This is a genomic window from Amycolatopsis sp. M39, assembly GCF_001651785.1.
Classification (GTDB): Bacteria; Actinomycetota; Actinomycetes; order Mycobacteriales; family Pseudonocardiaceae; genus Amycolatopsis; species Amycolatopsis rubida.
Window position 1 is genome coordinate 643,632 of record NZ_LWSF01000004.1, and the last position, 15,473, is coordinate 659,104.

The following is a 15,473-nucleotide window of genomic DNA, read 5'->3' on the forward strand; positions in this document are numbered from 1 at the left end:
GGCCGGGCCGCCAGGGGGCGCGGTCCACCCGTGCATCGCGGCCGTCCGCCCGCGGTTCGGGGGGCTCACCCCGAGCAAGAACCCGGACCGCCGCGGACAACCATGCCTCCGCAGACGAGCTGCGAGGTGGCGACAACGTAACAGGGCGCACATTCTTCGTTACGAGCGACCCGCCGGTTGGCGAAGGTAACGCTGGTCACCGCGTGATCGGCGCGGAGTTGCGGCCCGCGATGAACGACGGCCGCGGCGCGCTCGCGGCGAACGGCTCCTGCAACGCGTTCTCCACGCTGTTGAACACCAGGAAGATGTTCGAACGCGGATACGGCGTGATGTTGTTCGACGATCCGTGCATGATGTTCGAGTCGAACCACAGCGCCGAACCCGCCGAACCGGTGAACTGCTCGATGCCGCAGTCCGCGGCGAGCTTGGTGATGTCGTCGTTGGTCGGCACACCCACCCGCTGGTCCTTGAGCGAGCTCTTGTAGTTGGCGTCCGGGGTCTCGCCGACGCACTGCACGAACGTCCGCTGCGAACCCGGCATGACCATGAGCCCGCCGTTGTACGGGTAGTTGTCGGTGAGCGCGATCGAGCAGCTCACCGCACGCGGCGACGGCATGCCGTCCTCCGCGTGCCAGGTCTCGAAATCGGAATGCCAGTAGAAACCAGTGCCCTTGAAGCCCGGCATGTAGTTGATCCGGCTCTGGTGGATGTAGACCTCGGAGCCGAGGATCTGCCGCGCCCGGTCGAGCACCCGGGGATCGCGCACCAGTTCGGCGATCAGGCCGGAGATCTCGTGCACGTCGAAGATCGACCGGACCTCGCCGGTCCGCGCCTCGGTGATCACGCGTTCGTCGTCGCGCAGCGTCTCGTCCGACGACAGCCGGACGACCTCCTGCCAGTACGTCTGGACCTCACCGGGCGAGAGCAGTCCGTCCACGACCGTGTAGCCCCTGGCGTCGTGGTTCGCCAGGGTCGCGGCGTCGATCGGGCCGTCAGCCTCGGTACCCCACACCGTGGGGTGCACGCGCGGAAGGTGTTCCGGCGTACCGGTGATCCGGGTCGGGTAACCATCGTTGACCCGGGTGTCCATGATCGTCACAGTGGCTCGCCTCCTGTTCTTCTGGCGTTTCTTCTTTCTTGTGGTGGTGGGAGCGGCGCAGGCTCAGGAGTCTTCGGTGACGAGCGGGTAGACCCCGTTCTCGTCGTGCACCTCGCGGCCGGTGACCGGCGGGTTGAACACGCACACGCACTTGATCTCGGTCTTCGGGCGGACCTGGTGCTTGTCGTGGTCGTTCAGCAGGTACAGCGTGCCCGGCTTGAGCTGGTGCACCTCACCGGTGGCGAGGTCTTCGATCTCGCCCCCGCCCGAGGTGATGAAGACCGCCTCGATGTGGTTTGCGTACCAGAAGTCGTTCACCGTGCCCGCNCGGCTTGAGCTGGTGCACCTCACCGGTGGCGAGGTCTTCGATCTCGCCCTCGCCCGAGGTGATGAAGACCGCCTCGATGTGGTTTGCGTACCAGAAGTCGTTCACCGTGCCCGCATACAGCGTCGTCTCGTGCACCGAGAAGCCGACGCCCTCCTTCGCGAGGATGATGCGCTTGCTTCGCCAGTTCTCGGTCTTGATGTCAGCGTCGGTGTCGGTGATCTCGTCGAGCGTGCGGACCAGCAAGTGACGGGCTCCTTCTTGTGCTTCGGGTGGTTACTTGAGAACGGCGGCGACGGACTCGGTGATGATCGCGAGACCCTCGCTCAGTTCCTCGTCGGTGAGGGTGAGCGGGGGCAGCAGTTTCATCANTGATGCGCTTGCTTCGCCAGTTCTCGGTCTTGATGTCAGCGTCGGTGCCGGTGATCTCGTCGAGCGTGCGGACCAGCACAGAAACCTGCCTTTCAGCGCGGGAGAAGAACCTCGGCACGCCCGGCCAAGGGCCGGGCCGCCGGTCCGCGCGCGCCCGGGCCAGCACGGGGGTCATGCCCTCATCCGCACGGTGGCGTGAACGTTGTCGTGTGCCAGTGGCCCGATCCGGTACAGCTCCTCGGGTTCGTGCGCGCCGACTTCGGACGGGAAGTCTGAGGGCGCGAGAAACCCGGTGCGGCCCACGGGTGCGTTCCAGCGCGTGGCGAACGAGGCGAACAGGCGGATCGAGGCGTCGTTGCCCGGAGCGATCGTCGTTTCCAGGTAGCGCACGCCGTCGCGCACGAGCCGAGCGACCAGATCGTCGAGCATCGCGGCCGCGAGGTTCTTGCGACGCTGGGAGGGATCGACCGCGACCAGCCACACCATCGCGACGTCCGGCGAGGACGGCCTGCGATAGCCGGTGACGAATCCGATGATCCGTCCCTCCGCTTTCGCGACGACCGAGGTCCCGGCGAAGTCCCGACACCACAATGCGTACGCGTACGGGGAGTTGAGGTCCAGAGTGCGAGAATCCCGCGCGAGCCGCCACAGCGCGGCCGCGTCGGCGAGGACCGGCGGCGCGATGGTGTGTTGTCCCGGCATGTCACTCCTTCCGGCGAGAGACGAGGACGGAGCTGACCGAGGCAGCGAGGACGGCGAGCCCGTCGCTCAGTTCCTCGTCGGTGAGGGTGAGCGGGGGCAGCAGTTTCATCACTTCGCCGTCCGGACCGGAGGTCTCCATCAACAGGCCGCGCTCGAAGGCCGCCTTGCAAACCGCGCCTGCCAGCTCGCCGCTGCCGAATTCGAGACCGCGCGCCAGGCCGCGGCCCTTCGCGACGAGATTCGCCTCCGGGTAGGTCTCCACCAGGTCCTTGAAGGTGCTCGCGATGCGCTCCCCCTTGGCCTTGGTCGACTTCTCCAGCTCGTCGTCGCTCCAGTAGACGCGCAGCGCCTCGGTCGCGGTGACGAACGCCGGGCTGATACCGCGGAAAGTGCCGTTGTGCTCGCCCGGCTCCCAGACGTCCAGCTCCGGCTTGATCAGCGTGAGCGCCATCGGGAGGCCGTAACCGCCGATCGACTTCGACAGGCACACGATGTCCGGCGAGATGCCGGCGTCCTCGAAACTGAAGAACGGGCCGGTGCGGCCGCAGCCCATCTGCACGTCGTCGAGGATGAGCAGGATGCCGTGCCGCTTGCACAGGCCGTCGAGGCCCTTGAGCCATTCCAGCCGCGCGGCGTTGATGCCGCCCTCGCCCTGCACGCCCTCCACGATCACCGCGGCGGGCTCGTTCAGGCCGCTGCCGGAGTCTTCGAGCAGCTTCTCGAAGTACATGAAGTCCGGCATCGCACCGTCGAAATACTGGTCATACGGCATCGGCGTCGCGTGCACCAGCGGGATGCCCGCGGCCCCGCGCTTCATCGAGTTGCCGGTGACCGACAACGCGCCGAGCGTCATGCCGTGGAACGCGTTGGTGAAATTGATGACCGATTCCTTCCCGGTCACCTTGCGCGCCAGCTTCAGCGCGGCCTCCACCGCGTTCGCACCGCCGGGACCGGGGAAGACGACCTTGTAGTCCAGCTCGCGCGGCGCGAGGATCTTCCCCTTGAACGTCTCCAGGAAATCCCGCTTCGCGACGGTGTACATGTCCAGNTTGCGCGCCAGCTTCAGCGCGGCCTCCACCGCGTTCGCACCGCCGGAACCGGGGAAGACGACCTTGTAGTCCAGCTCGCGCGGCGCGAGGATCTTCTCCTTGAACGTCTCCAGGAAATCCCGCTTCGCGACGGTGTACATGTCCAGCGCGTGCGTCACGCCGTCACGCTGGATGTAGTCGACAAGCGCCTTCTTCAGATGCGGGTTGTTGTGCCCGTAGTTCAGCGCACCGGCACCGGCGAAGAAGTCGAGGTAGGCCTTGCCGTCCTCGCTGTAGAGCCTGCTGCCCTGCGCCCGGTCGAAGACGACCGGCCAACCCCGGCTGTAACTGCGGACTTCTGATTCGAGCTCTTCGAAAACGGCGGTCACAGGTCCTTCTCCCAATGAACAGAGACCAGGCGCGCGTGAGCGCGTCACGTCAGCGGGTGATCGGGACGACGTCGCGGCTGGCGATGAACGACGGCCGTGCCGCGGTCGCTGCGAACGGCTCGACCAGTGCGTTCTCCACGCTGTTGAACACCAAGAAGATGTTCGAGCGCGGGAAAGGCGTGATGTTGCTGCCCGAGCCGTGCATCAGATTCGCGTCGAACCACAGCGCCGAACCGGCCGGTCCGGTGAACTGCTTGATGCCGTGCACGCCGCAGAGGCGGGCGATGTCCCGTTCGGCAGGTACGCCGATCTCCTGTTCCTGCAGCGAGTTCTTGTAGTTGTCCGCCGGCGTCTCTCCCACGCACGGCACGAAGGTGCGATGCGAGCCCGGCATCACCATCAGCCCGCCGTTGAAGGCGTAATTGTCGGCTAGCGCGATCGAACAGCTCACCGCACGCGGCAGGGGCATCCCGTCCTCGGCGTGCCAGGTCTCGAAATCCGAGTGCCAGTAGAACCCGGTGCCCTTGAACCCCGGCATGTAGTTGACCCGGCTCTGGTGGATGTACACGTCTGAGCCGAGGATTTGCCGCGCCCGGTCGAGAACGCGCGGGTCGCGGACCAACTCGGCGATCAGCGGGCTGATCCTGTGGACTTCGAAGATGGAGCGGACTTCACCGGTTTTCTTTTCCGCGATCACCCGCTCGTCGGCAGCGAGGTTCTCGTCGTTCGAGAGCCGGACCAGCTCGTTCCAGTAGGTCTGGACCTCTGCCGGGGACAGCAGTTCGTCGACGACGTGGTATCCGTCCGCGCTGTGGGCAGTCAAGGCAGCGGCGTCTGCCGGCCGGACCGGGGCGCCCGGGCCTGTCCACACCGCCGGGTCGCGACGGTGAACGGGGCTGGACGGGCAGAGAATGCGGGTTCTGTACGGGTCGGCGAGCGCAGAGGCAGCGCGGGTCATGAGTTGTCCTCCTTCGTGGTTGGCGACGAACGCTGGCGGACCGGACGGCCGGCCACGGCGAGATGAAGCAAGGTTGCGGCCGCGAACATCGTCGCTATCACTGCGAATGCCGCGCCGGTGCCGCGCCCGGCGGCAGCCGGATCGGCGACGAGGCCGCCGAGGAGGGCGACGCCCAGCACCGAGCCGGTCTGCCGCGTGGCAGCGAGCACGCCGCTGCCCGTGCCGGTTCGGGTTCTTCCCGCGGCCCGCAGTGCCGCGGCGGTGAGGGCGGGCTGCAGCAGCGCGTGGCCTATGCCCAACAGTGCTTCGGCCGTGGCGACCGGCCACCACTGAGGGCACGACGCGCAAGCAGCGACGAGACCCGCGCCCGCGGCGAGAGAAATCAGCCCGGCGGCGAGCACCTGCCGCGCGTCGCAGCGGCCGGCGAGCCGGGCCGCGAGCGGTGCGGCCAGCGCGGCGGCGGCAGCGAACGGAAGGATCGCCAGGCCGGCGGCCGCGACCGGCAGCCCCCGGCTCAGCTGGAAATACGCCGACAGCACGAACAGGCCGCCGTACACGCCGAAACTGAGGAGCCCTCCGAGCAGGATCGGCGCCAGGAATGCGCGAGCGCCCAGCAGTTGCGGCGGCAGCATCGGTGCTCGTGCACGGCGCTCGGTCACGACGAGCGCGGCCAGGCCTAGTCCGGCTGCGCCGACCGCAACGACGAAATCCGCGCTCCAGTCCCGGTTTCCGGCGGCGGTGGCCGCGAACGCGGTGGCGGTCAATACCGCGGCGGCCGCGACCTGTCCGGCCGGATCAAGCGGCCGTGCCCGTCCGGGGACGGGCGGAACGCGGATCGCCAGCACCGCGAGGGCCACTGCGGCGAACGGGATGTTGAGCCAGAACACCGCTCTCCATCCGAGGCTCTCCAGCAGCAGGCCGCCGCCGCACGGGCCCAGCACGGTGCCGGCTCCGACGACCGCGGCCCACCACGCCAACGCCCGCGTCCGCGCCGCGTCTGCTGGGTGCAGAGCCGCGACGAGCGCGAGGCCCGAGGCCATCACCGCGGCACCGCCCAGCCCCTGCAGCACGCGCGCCCCTATCAGCGCCGCCGCGGTGGGAGACAGCGCGCAGGCCGCGGACGCCAGGGCGAATACGGCCAGGCCTGCGGCGAATACGCGGCGCGGGCCCAGCCGGTCGGCGAGTGCGCCTGCGCTGAGCAGGACAGCCGCGATGGCGACGTTGTAGGCGTTGACCGTCCACTGCCCGCCCGCTCCGGTCGTGCGCAGGTCCCGCCGGATGTCGGGCACTGCCAGGTTCACCACCGTGGTGTCCAGCATGATCACGAATACCGCGAGCAGGACCGCGAGGGTGCCGGCCGCTCCGACCCGCGCCGCGCGGGCGGGGCCGGTCGAGTTCACTGTGTGATCGTGGGTCTTCGGTTTCTCCGGTCTCGTCCACATCGCACGTGCACAGTCCTCTGGGTCTTTGCCGGGCGAGGGGATGCCGCCGTCCCCGGCCAGGTTCGGGAGCGCGATCACCGGCCCGCCGCGGCGGTGGTCAGGCCGCCGTCGACGTGCAGCGTCTGACCGGTCATGAAACCGGCGCTCGGGTGGAGCAGGAAGCTGACCGCGTGCGCGATCTCCTCGGGGCGGCCCATTCGCTGCAACGGGATCGCTCGCATCAAGTCCTGCGTTCCGGAGGACTCGGGCGGGCTCGCGTCCCGGAACGAGGCCGTGTCGACCGGGCCGGGCGCGATCACGTTCACCGTGATGCCCGCCGCCGCCAGCTCCAGCGCCCACGTACGGCTCATCCCGATCACGCCGGCCTTCGACGCGGCGTAGGCGGTGCGATGCGGTTTGCCCAGCGCGGCGCGAGACGAGAGGTTGACGATCCGGCCGCGCCCGCATTCCCTCATCCCGGGCACCAGTTCCTGAGTGCAGACCAGCGCGGTCACCAGATGCAGCTCGACCGCGGCGCGAACCTCCTCGGCGCGCGTTTCCTCCAGCGCGGCCGCCGGATAGACCGCCGCATTGTTCACCAATCCGTAGAACGGGCCCTCGGCCAGCAGGTCTTGCAACAACGTCCGCGTCGCGACCAGGTCGGTCAGGTCGCAGATCCGGAACTCTTCGCCGGCCCCGAGATCGGGCGGCGCCGTACGGGCCACTCCGACCGCTCGGTAACCCTCGTTGCCGAGCCGGCGCAGCACTTCCCGTCCGATGCCTTTGCTGGCGCCCGTGACCAAAACCCGCATCGAACCGTTCACCGTTGCCCCCTTTGCCGACGTCGTTGCCAAGGCGCCCGACACGCTCGGTCGTGCTCCGCGAGCCCCGGTGCGGATCCGCCCGCTCGATCTCGCGCCGACGGAAGCCCGCAGCCGGACACGTACGGCGGCACGGGCGCTGCGGGGCGGCCTAGTAGGCCAGCGCCGCGTTGAGAATCCCGGCGAGAGCGGAGTTGAGCGCCTTGTGCAAGCGCATGTGCTGCCCGCGCAGCGCAGCCCGGTTCGTGCGCACCTCCGCGACTCGCAGCCCGACCGGGGCAGGCCCTCGCAGCACCGCGTGCAACTGCTCTGCGGACTCGATCGCGGTGTGAGCGACGTGGTGTGCCGCGCACAGGCCGACCAAGTCGGTGTCGTGCGCCGCGGCGAACACCCGCTCGAAACCCTGCTTGTATTCGGGAGCCCCTTCCGGCAGCAGGGAGAAGTTCCCGCCGCCGCGGTCGTTGAGCACGACCAGGGTCAAATTGGGGCGGCGTTCGTCCGGGCCGAGGAAAAGCCCGTTGGAGTCGTGCACGAACGTCAGATCACCGATCAGGGCGTAGCACGGGAAACGCGCGCCCTCGGGCGTGTTGAGTGCGAGCGCAAGCCCCATCGCCGTGGAGACGTTGCCGTCGATCCCCGCCGTGCCGCGGTTGGCGTACACCGCGATGTCCTCGCGCGCCGCCGCGGCCATGTACACGTCGCGGATGCTGTTGGAGGCGCCCAAGAACAGCACCGCTTGCGGCGGCAATGCCGCCACGAGGTCACGAGCCGCGCGGAGCCCGGTCAGCGCCGTCTCGGCGTCGAGCTCCTTGTCCAGCACCGCCGCGGCCGCGGCGTCCGCGCGTTGCCAGACCGCGAGCCATTTCGGGTCTGGTTCCTCGGCGCACGGCACGTCTTCCACGTCCAGCCACTCTTCGACCCGGCTCACCGTGTGCGCCGGATCCGACCACTCGGGAACGGCGTCCACGCTGAACACCGGCACGTCCCCGCCCACCACAGCCCCCACGTCCGGCGACACCGTCGGGCGGCCCACCAGCAGCACCGCGTCCGGGCGCAGCGGCGTCGGGACATAGCGGACTCCTGCCGGCAGTTCACCGCCGGCCAGCAGCAACACCCCGCACCGCAGCACGCCGGCCCCGGTCTGCGCCGCGGCCGCCATCGCGGTCGGTTCGGCAATCACCGGCCATCCGGCCTTCGCCGCCACCTCGGCGACCGCACGCGCCCGCTGCGGGTCGCCCGAACCCATCACCACGAGGGTGCGCGCGGGCAGGTCCACCTCCGCACGGCTGCGGGTCACGATCTCCTGCTCGGGCAGCGTCGTCCACGGCCGGCCGTCGGGACGACCCCACAGGTCGTCGGACCACGAGCGGTCCGGCAGCGGCGTCAACGGCTCCCGGAAGGGGATGTTGACTTGCACCGGGACACCCGAGCCCGCCCACGCCACCGCGCGGCACACCAGATCCCGCCAGACGGGATTCTGCCCGTCCCGGCGCTCGGCGACCGGGAACCCGATGGCTCGCGCGGCGGCCCCGAACAGCCCGAACTGTTCGATCGTCTGGCTGGCCCCGGTGTGGTGCAGTTCGGGGGGGACGGTCGGCGGTCAGCACCACCAACCCGACGCGCGCGTGATGGGCCTCCAGCACAGCCGGATGCAGATTCGCCACCGCGGTCCCGGACGTGCACACCATCCCGGCCGACCTTCCCGAGCCCTGGGCCAGCCCCAGCGCCAGGAACCCGGCCGAGCGTTCGTCCACTCGCACGTGCAGTTCCAACCGCCCCGCCGCGTCCGCGCGGTGCAAGGCCCGTGCCAACGGTGCGCTGCGCCCGCCCGGGCACAGGACCATCTGCCGGACCCCGCATCGGACGAGCTCGTCGACGATCACGTCGGCCTGAGCAATTGCAGGATTCACCCGAAAACTCCCACGTCGTAATCCCGGAGACACTTCGACCCGATATCCATTGCCTAAATCGAGATAAGTGCAGTCTGCCCGCGAAACCCGCGCTCTCCCACCTCCATCCGGGTGAAACTTGCGATCTGCAATTTGCATTTCCTGGGTTCAGGCATCCAGCTCGCCGGGAATCCGCCTTTCACCTGCGCTTTCGGCAAGCGAGCAGGACCGTGCCACGTCTGCGCAAGGTGGACGAGACAGCTCCGCTCGCGCCACGGGATCGACGGCAGAACCGCGAAAAGGCATCGCATTCCGCAAAACCCGGCGAGGGCCCGGCTAGGTTTTCGCACCATTTCGAAAATGGTGGGTCTTGCACTTTTCGGATAGCGGGGTCCCGGTCACGATAAGCGCTTCCTATGGCATCAGCGGATATCGCTCTGGCCGAGCGCCCGCGAGGGCATGGCGTGCCGCGGCCGCGTCGCGCACGATGCGTGTAGTCGCCGCCTGCCCGATCAGGCGGCCGTGCGGAAGGCAACAACATGAGCGGGAAAATGTCCGGCACCGGACCGCGCGGCACTGCCGCGGTAGTGACCGGCGGGGCGAGCGGGCTCGGCTTCGCCGTCGCCGCGCGGCTTTTGGCCGGCGGCGCGCGCGTCGAGATCTGGGACCGATCCGAGGAACTGCTCAAGGACGCGCTCGATCGCCTTCTGCCGCGCGGGAACGTGACCATCGCCGTCGTCGACGTCACCGACTGGGCCGCGGTCCGCGACGCCGCCGATCGGGCAGGCGAGATCGACGTGCTGGTCAACAGCGCCGGCATCACGTGCCCGCCGATGGCGATCGCCGACTACGACCTCCGGGTCTGGCACGACGTCGTCCAGGTCGACCTCTGCGGGACGTTCCACTGCTGCCGCGCGGTCCTGCCGGGGATGATTTCCCGCGGCCGCGGCCGCGTGGTCAACATCGCCTCGATGGCCGGCAAGGAAGGCAACCCCGGGGAGACGGCCTATTCGGCGGCCAAAGCCGGCGTCATCGGGCTGACCAAGGCGCTGGGCAAGGAAGCCGCGGCCAGCGGCGTGCTGGTCAACGCGGTCGCGCCCGGCATCATGGCCACGCCCATGCGGACGAGCGCCGCCGACCCCGCTCTGGTCGAGGCCCTGCTGGCCCGCACCCCCGCGGGCCGGCCCGGAGAGCTGGCGGAACTGGCGGAACTGGTCGCGTTCGTCGCCTCCGACGCCTGCTCCTACACCGCCGGGTTCGTTTTCGACTTCTCCGGCGGCCGCGCGACCTACTGACCCGGCGGCACGGCCGGCTCGCGACGGGCCAGCGCGACGAAGTTGGCCACCAGCGGGTTGTGCTCGCCGCGTCGATAGGCCAGCGCCAGATGGGTGCGCGGCACCGGATCGGCCAGCCGCAGCAAGGCCACCCCGGCCACGTTCAAGCCCCGGGCGCGGTGTTCGGGCACCGCCGCGATTCCGGCCGCCGCGGCGACGGAATGCAGCAACTGCTCGTCATCCGGTTCCTCCCACACGACCGTAGGCTGATGCCCGGGCCAAACCTGCTCGCGGATCTGGTCGTACCAACCGGGGCCGTTGTCACGCGACCAGAACACCACCGGCTCGCCCGCGAGCTGCCGCCGCTCCAGCCGCTCGAACTCCGCGAGCGGGTGGGCGGCGGGCAGCGCGATGAGGATTTCCTCCTCGTCGACGATCACCTCCTCCAGCAGCGCGCTGTCGATCGGGGGGCGCACGAACGCCACGTCGATCTCACCGGACTCCAGCTGTTCGACGTTGCGGCTGGTCCAGCCGGTCTCCGCCTCGATCGCGACCTCGGGATGGCACCGCCGGAACGCCGCCACCAGCGCACTCGCCCGCGGCCCCGGCGCCGAGCGGGTGTGGGCCACCCGCAACCGGCCGGTCTCGCCCCGCCCGGCGGCGCGGACCTTCGCCTGCGCACGGTCAACCTTCTCCAGCAGGCGCCGTGCCTCCTCCGCGGCCACCCGCCCGGCCTCCGTCAGCCGGAACCGCGGGCCGTCGCGGTCCAGCAGCGCGGTGTCGAACTCCCGCTCCAGCACCCGTATCTGCTGGCTCAGCGACGGCTGCGAAATGAACAGCCGCTGCGCTGCCCGGGTGAAGTTCATTTCCTCGGCCAGAACCGCGAAATACCACCATCGCCTGAGATCCACGGCTGGACGCATACAGGGACTATAGGACAAACCAATGCTGCGATGCAGCCGCTGTCTTGGACCTGTGACCCGCCCGCCTGTTGTGCTTAGCCATCACCGTTGGTCACCACCGGCACAAGCCTACGTCGCTCACTCACGTGACACCGTCGTCACAGGAGGTTCCCATGGACAACGCCACCGGCCCCCGCTCCGGTCCGCATCCCGACGCCGTCGACCGGAAAGCCCTGCGGCGCGCGGTCGCCGCCGCAGCGATCGGCAACGCCACCGAATGGTACGACTACGCCGTCTACGGCTACGTCGCCGTGGAAATCGGCAAGAACTTCTTCCCCGGGCCCTACGCCACCGCGGCGACGCTGCTGGTCTTCGCGGTGTCGTTCGTGCTGCGTCCCCTCGGGGGCATGATCTGGGGGCCGCTGGGCGACCGGATCGGCCGCAATCGCGTGCTGTCGACGACGATCGTGCTGATGAGCGTTGCGACATTCCTGATCGGGGTGCTGCCCACTCACGCCACCGCCGGCGTCTGGGCGCCGATCGCGCTGGTCGCGCTGCGCGTGGTCCAAGGCTTCTCGACCGGCGGAGAATACGGCGGCGCGGCCACCTTCATGGCCGAGTACGCCCCCGACAAAAAGCGCGGATTCTGGGGCAGCTTCCTCGAATTCGGCACCCTGTCCGGGATCACCGTCGGCGTGCTGTTCACGCTGATCCTGAACGAGACGCTCGGGTCCGCAGCGATGCTGGCCTGGGGCTGGCGGATCCCGTTCTTCCTCGCCCTGCCCCTCGGCCTGGTCGGGCTGTATCTGCGCCGCCGCGTCGAAGACACCCCGGTCTTCCGGGAACTGGCCGAGGCGGGCGAGCGCGAGGAGAACGCACGGCAGGTCCTGCCCGGACTGCTGCGCCACCACTGGAAAACCATGCTGCGCATGGCCGGCATCGTGATCGCGCTCAACATCACCGCCTACACCTACATCTCCTACATGCCCACCTACCTGCGCAAGACCATCGGCCTGACCAGCGGGCAGACCTCGACCCTCATGACCATCGGCCAGGCCTGCATGCTGGTCGTCATCCCCTTCGCCGGCGCGTTGTCCGACCGCATCGGCCGCAAACCCAGCTGGTGGATCTCCCTCGGCGGGATGTTCGTGCTCGCCACGCCGATGTTCTGGCTCATGGGCAAAGGATTCGGCCTCGCCGTCGTCGGATTCACCGTGCTGGGACTGGTCTACGTACTGCAGCTGGGCACCATCTCGGCGACCTTCCCCGCCATGTTCCCCACGCACGTCCGCTACGCCGGAATGGCCACCTCCTACAACGTGGCCACTGCGGCTTTCGGCGGCACCGCCCCGTTCGTCGCTTCCGCGCTCGTACAGGCCACCGGGAACAGCCTCATGCCCGCGTTCTATCTGATGGCCGCCTGCGTCGTCGGCGGCATCGCGCTGTTCCGCGTCCCCGAAACGGTCGGATCCTCCCTCCGCGGCCGCTCCGTGCCCGGCGTCCCCGCCCAGCCCCAACCCAACGCTCGGAGCGGGCACGCCCACGTCGAGTCCGGAATCGTCTGAACCTCCCGTCCTGCGGCCGGTTCCTCGTCTCCGCCTCGGGGCGGGGAACCGGCGCCGAGACCTGCTCCGAACCGGGCCGGGTCCGCGACGAGCGGCCATAGGCCTCGCCAATCACATGATGGAGACTGTGTTTTGGACACCGACGCAGAGCCGCGCTGTGCTGAGAGCATGAACTCCCACCACCCGAGACGCGCAGCTGCCATGCCGTCCGACGCCGGCGCGCAGGCCCCCGAACCAGACGGTCGCCGGCGCCCTGCACCGCGGCGGATCGGCGTGATCTACCCCGAAAACGGCGTCTACGACGCAGAATTCGCCCGCTTCGCCCCTCCCGACGTGTCCGTGCACCTCACCCGGCTCCCCTGGCCCGATCCGGACTGGTTCCGGCCCGACCGAGCCGAGCGGACGGCCGGCCTCGCGAACGATCCCGCCATCACGAGCGCGGCACGGCTGTTCGTGCAGATCGCCCCGGCCGCGGTGGCCTACGCCTGCACCGCGGTGAGCTTCGCCGGCGGCCCCGGCGGCGACCAGCCTGTGCTCGCCGCCCTCCGCCGCGGCACCGCGGCCCCGGTGTCCACCGCCGCCACCGCCTTCGTCGCCGCCTGCCATGCGCTCGGCGTCGACCGGGTCTCGATCGCGTCGGTCTACCGGGCCGAGCTCACCGACAGGTTCGTCGCCTTCCTCGACGCGGCAGGCATCGGCACTGCCGCCCACACCAGCGAAGGGTGGGACCGCCAGCCCGACGACGACCACCGTCTCACCGGGGCCGACCTGCACCGAATGGCCCTCGCCTGCGATCGGCGCGCCGCACAGGCCGTCCTGATCCCCGAAACCAACATCCACACCAGCACCGCGATCCCGCACCTGGAAGCCACGCTGGGCAAACCGGTGATCAGTGCGATCCACGCCACCGTCTGGCACGCCGCACACCTGGCCGGATCCCGCGCCTCCACCGGTATCGGCTGCCTCGGGCAGACCGCCGCCCCGCTCGCGTCCTGACCGTCCGCGCACGAAAGGTTCCTTGCCGCCCGTGACCCCGCACGCTGCCCACAACCGCACCGAACCCGCCCGCACCGAGACACCGTCCCCCCGCGTCGTCGTCATCGGCGCCGGGATCGCCGGCATTCTCGCCGCCATCAAGCTCCGCGAACGCGGCATCGCGTTCACCGTCCTGGAGAAAGCCGCTTCCCTGGGCGGAACCTGGCGCGACAACACCTATCCCGGCGTCGCCTGCGACGACCCCGCCCACCTGTACTCCTACAGTTTCGAGCCCAACCCCGGCTGGACGCATCGCTTCGCCAGCGGAGCCGACATCCTCGCCTACTACCGCGGCGTCGCCGAGAAGCACGGCATCACGCACCACATCCGCTACCACGCGCATGTCACCGGCCTGCGCTGGCTCGGGGACCGCTGGCGGATCGATCTCGACGACGGCGCGAGCATCGACACCGACGCCGTGATCTCCGCCGTCGGACGTCTCCACCACCCCCGCACACCCGACATCCCAGGCCTCGCCAGCTTCGCCGGTCCCGCGTTCCACAGCGCCGAATGGCGCCACGACACCCCGACCGCCGACAGGCGCATCGGCATCGTCGGCACCGGCTCCAGCGCCACCCAGATCACCGCCGCCCTCGCCCCGGCCGCGCGCCAGCTCGTCCTGTTCCAGCGCACCCCGCAATGGGTTCTCACCGTGCCCAACCAACCCGTGCCGACCTGGCTTCGCTGGGCGCTGGCGCACGTCCCCTGCGCCGGGCGCGCCTACTACCGCCACCTGTCCCGCGCCACCGCCAAAGCCACCCGGGTCCTCACCAGCGGCGACCGCACCGCCTACAACCGGCGCGCACAGGCCAGCCTCGACGCCGTCGCCGACCCTGCCCTCAAACGACAGCTCACCCCCGACTACGCACCCGGGTGCAAACGCATGGTCAACTCGCCCGCCTTCTACCGGACCGTGCAACGCCGGAACGTCACCGTCGTCACCAGCCCCCTCGACCGCGTCAGCTCCACCGGAATCACCACGACCGACGGCCGGCACCATCCCCTCGACGTGCTCGTGCTCGCCACCGGCTTCCAAGCACACGCGTTCCTGCGCCCCCTCTCCCTCACCGGCGCGGACGGGGTCACCCTCGACGAGCTCTGGCGCGAGGGCTACACCACCTACCGCACCGTCGCCCTGCCGTGCATGCCGAACTTCTTCATGCTCAACGGCCCCTACACCCCGGCCTCCAGCGGCTCCGTCGTCCCCATCCTCGAAATCGACGTCGGCTACGTCATGCAGTGCCTCGACCGCATCCGCGCAGACCGCATCGCTCTCGCCCCGCGGCTCGACGTCAGCATCGACTGGGTCGAGCGGGTCCGCGACCGCGCGCGCCGCACCGTCTGGGGCACCGGCGGCTGCCACAGCTGGTACCTCGACCGGCACGGCGTGCCCGTGAACAACCCCTCCACCCGCGCCGAATTCGCCCAGGAACTCGCCACCCCCCGATGGCAGGACTACGACATCACTCCGCTCGAAAGCCCGAACCAAACCCGGAAACCGCCCGCCGCTCCCCACGTTCCGGCCGAGACCTAGGCACGGCGAAACCGTGATCCCGCCAACCGGCTACCCGGCCTTCGACGACCTGCCCCGAAAGCACGGAGTCCCCACCGCCTGGGACTACGCGCCGGGTGCCTCCGTCCTCGGGCGAGCGCTCCACCAGACACCCCCGGGTGTCGCCGACGCCGCCCGCCT

General features: G+C 69.6%; 12 protein-coding genes and 2 pseudogenes. 4 read left to right on the top strand and 10 right to left on the bottom strand.

Going from position 1 to position 15,473, the window contains the following annotated elements; translation table 11 throughout:
• Positions 1 to 196: 196 nt before the first annotated feature.
• The 9 genes and pseudogenes from thpD (A4R44_RS13590) to menD form a co-directional block, all read right to left on the bottom strand.
• Positions 197 to 1,099 carry an ectoine hydroxylase gene (gene thpD / locus A4R44_RS13590; protein WP_067579778.1) on the bottom strand — a complete coding sequence of 301 codons (903 nt, stop codon included), beginning with the start codon at positions 1,097 to 1,099 and terminating at the stop codon, positions 197 to 199.
• A gap of 63 nt (positions 1,100 to 1,162) precedes the next feature.
• Positions 1,163 to 1,426: pseudogene (locus A4R44_RS13595) on the bottom strand (ectoine synthase); the annotation flags it as partial.
• On the bottom strand, positions 1,332 to 1,670 hold the full coding sequence (locus A4R44_RS13600) for an ectoine synthase (protein ID WP_369805893.1): 339 nt from the start codon (positions 1,668 to 1,670) through the stop codon (positions 1,332 to 1,334). The gene A4R44_RS13600 and the pseudogene A4R44_RS13595, both read right to left, overlap by 95 nt.
• A 297-nt stretch (positions 1,671 to 1,967) precedes the next feature.
• Entirely contained in the window at positions 1,968 to 2,498 is a 531-nt protein-coding gene (gene ectA / locus A4R44_RS13605; protein ID WP_067579780.1) for a diaminobutyrate acetyltransferase, read from the bottom strand.
• A 1-nt stretch (position 2,499) separates the two neighbouring features.
• Positions 2,500 to 3,915 (bottom strand): aspartate aminotransferase family protein, encoded by a 1,416-nt coding sequence (locus tag A4R44_RS13610; protein WP_095213310.1) that lies wholly within the window; start codon positions 3,913 to 3,915, stop codon positions 2,500 to 2,502.
• Between the two features lie 49 nt (positions 3,916 to 3,964).
• Positions 3,965 to 4,873, bottom strand: a complete 909-nt coding sequence (gene thpD, locus A4R44_RS13615; RefSeq protein WP_067579782.1) for an ectoine hydroxylase — start codon at positions 4,871 to 4,873, stop codon at positions 3,965 to 3,967.
• A complete protein-coding gene (locus A4R44_RS13620; RefSeq protein WP_157904860.1) occupies positions 4,870 to 6,273 on the bottom strand; it encodes an MFS transporter in 1,404 nt (467 codons plus the stop codon). The genes thpD (A4R44_RS13615) and A4R44_RS13620 overlap by 4 nt, the downstream gene beginning before the upstream one ends.
• 116 nt (positions 6,274 to 6,389) lie before the next feature.
• Complete coding sequence (locus tag A4R44_RS13625) at positions 6,390 to 7,118, bottom strand: SDR family oxidoreductase (RefSeq protein ID WP_198545268.1); 729 nt, start codon at positions 7,116 to 7,118, stop codon at positions 6,390 to 6,392.
• 148 nt (positions 7,119 to 7,266) lie between these two features.
• Positions 7,267 to 9,025 (bottom strand): annotated as a pseudogene (gene menD, locus A4R44_RS13630) (2-succinyl-5-enolpyruvyl-6-hydroxy-3-cyclohexene-1-carboxylic-acid synthase).
• Between the two features lie 518 nt (positions 9,026 to 9,543).
• Between menD and A4R44_RS13635 the strand changes: the two are divergent.
• Positions 9,544 to 10,299, top strand: coding sequence for an SDR family NAD(P)-dependent oxidoreductase (locus A4R44_RS13635; protein WP_093575207.1), 756 nt, complete (start codon positions 9,544 to 9,546; stop codon positions 10,297 to 10,299).
• Here the strand turns inward: A4R44_RS13635 and A4R44_RS13640 are convergent.
• A complete protein-coding gene (locus A4R44_RS13640) occupies positions 10,293 to 11,201 on the bottom strand; it encodes a LysR family transcriptional regulator (protein WP_202507106.1) in 909 nt (302 codons plus the stop codon). The genes A4R44_RS13635 and A4R44_RS13640 overlap by 7 nt on opposite strands.
• Before the next feature lie 152 nt (positions 11,202 to 11,353).
• Here A4R44_RS13640 and A4R44_RS13645 point away from each other — a divergent pair, with 152 nt between their 5' ends.
• The 3 genes from A4R44_RS13645 (at position 11,354) to A4R44_RS13655 (ending at position 15,314) form a co-directional block, all read left to right on the top strand.
• Positions 11,354 to 12,745 carry an MFS transporter gene (locus A4R44_RS13645; protein WP_067579786.1) on the top strand — a complete coding sequence of 464 codons (1,392 nt, stop codon included), beginning with the start codon at positions 11,354 to 11,356 and terminating at the stop codon, positions 12,743 to 12,745.
• A gap of 273 nt (positions 12,746 to 13,018) precedes the next feature.
• On the top strand, positions 13,019 to 13,741 hold the full coding sequence (locus tag A4R44_RS13650; protein ID WP_143132499.1) for a maleate cis-trans isomerase: 723 nt from the start codon (positions 13,019 to 13,021) through the stop codon (positions 13,739 to 13,741).
• A gap of 31 nt (positions 13,742 to 13,772) precedes the next feature.
• Positions 13,773 to 15,314, top strand: coding sequence for an NAD(P)/FAD-dependent oxidoreductase (locus A4R44_RS13655; RefSeq protein ID WP_067579788.1), 1,542 nt, complete (start codon positions 13,773 to 13,775; stop codon positions 15,312 to 15,314).
• The last annotated feature ends 159 nt before the right edge of the window (positions 15,315 to 15,473 follow it).

Excerpts from the sequence above, each read along its gene's own strand:
- ectA (WP_067579780.1), bottom strand. The coding sequence starts at position 2,498 with ATGCCGGGACAACACACCATCGCGCCGCCGGTCCTCGCCGACGCGGCC.
- thpD (WP_067579782.1), bottom strand. The coding sequence starts at position 4,873 with ATGACCCGCGCTGCCTCTGCGCTCGCCGACCCGTACAGAACCCGCATT.
- A4R44_RS13635 (WP_093575207.1), top strand. The coding sequence starts at position 9,544 with ATGAGCGGGAAAATGTCCGGCACCGGACCGCGCGGCACTGCCGCGGTA.
- A4R44_RS13640 (WP_202507106.1), bottom strand. The coding sequence starts at position 11,201 with ATGCGTCCAGCCGTGGATCTCAGGCGATGGTGGTATTTCGCGGTTCTG.
- A4R44_RS13645 (WP_067579786.1), top strand. The coding sequence starts at position 11,354 with ATGGACAACGCCACCGGCCCCCGCTCCGGTCCGCATCCCGACGCCGTC.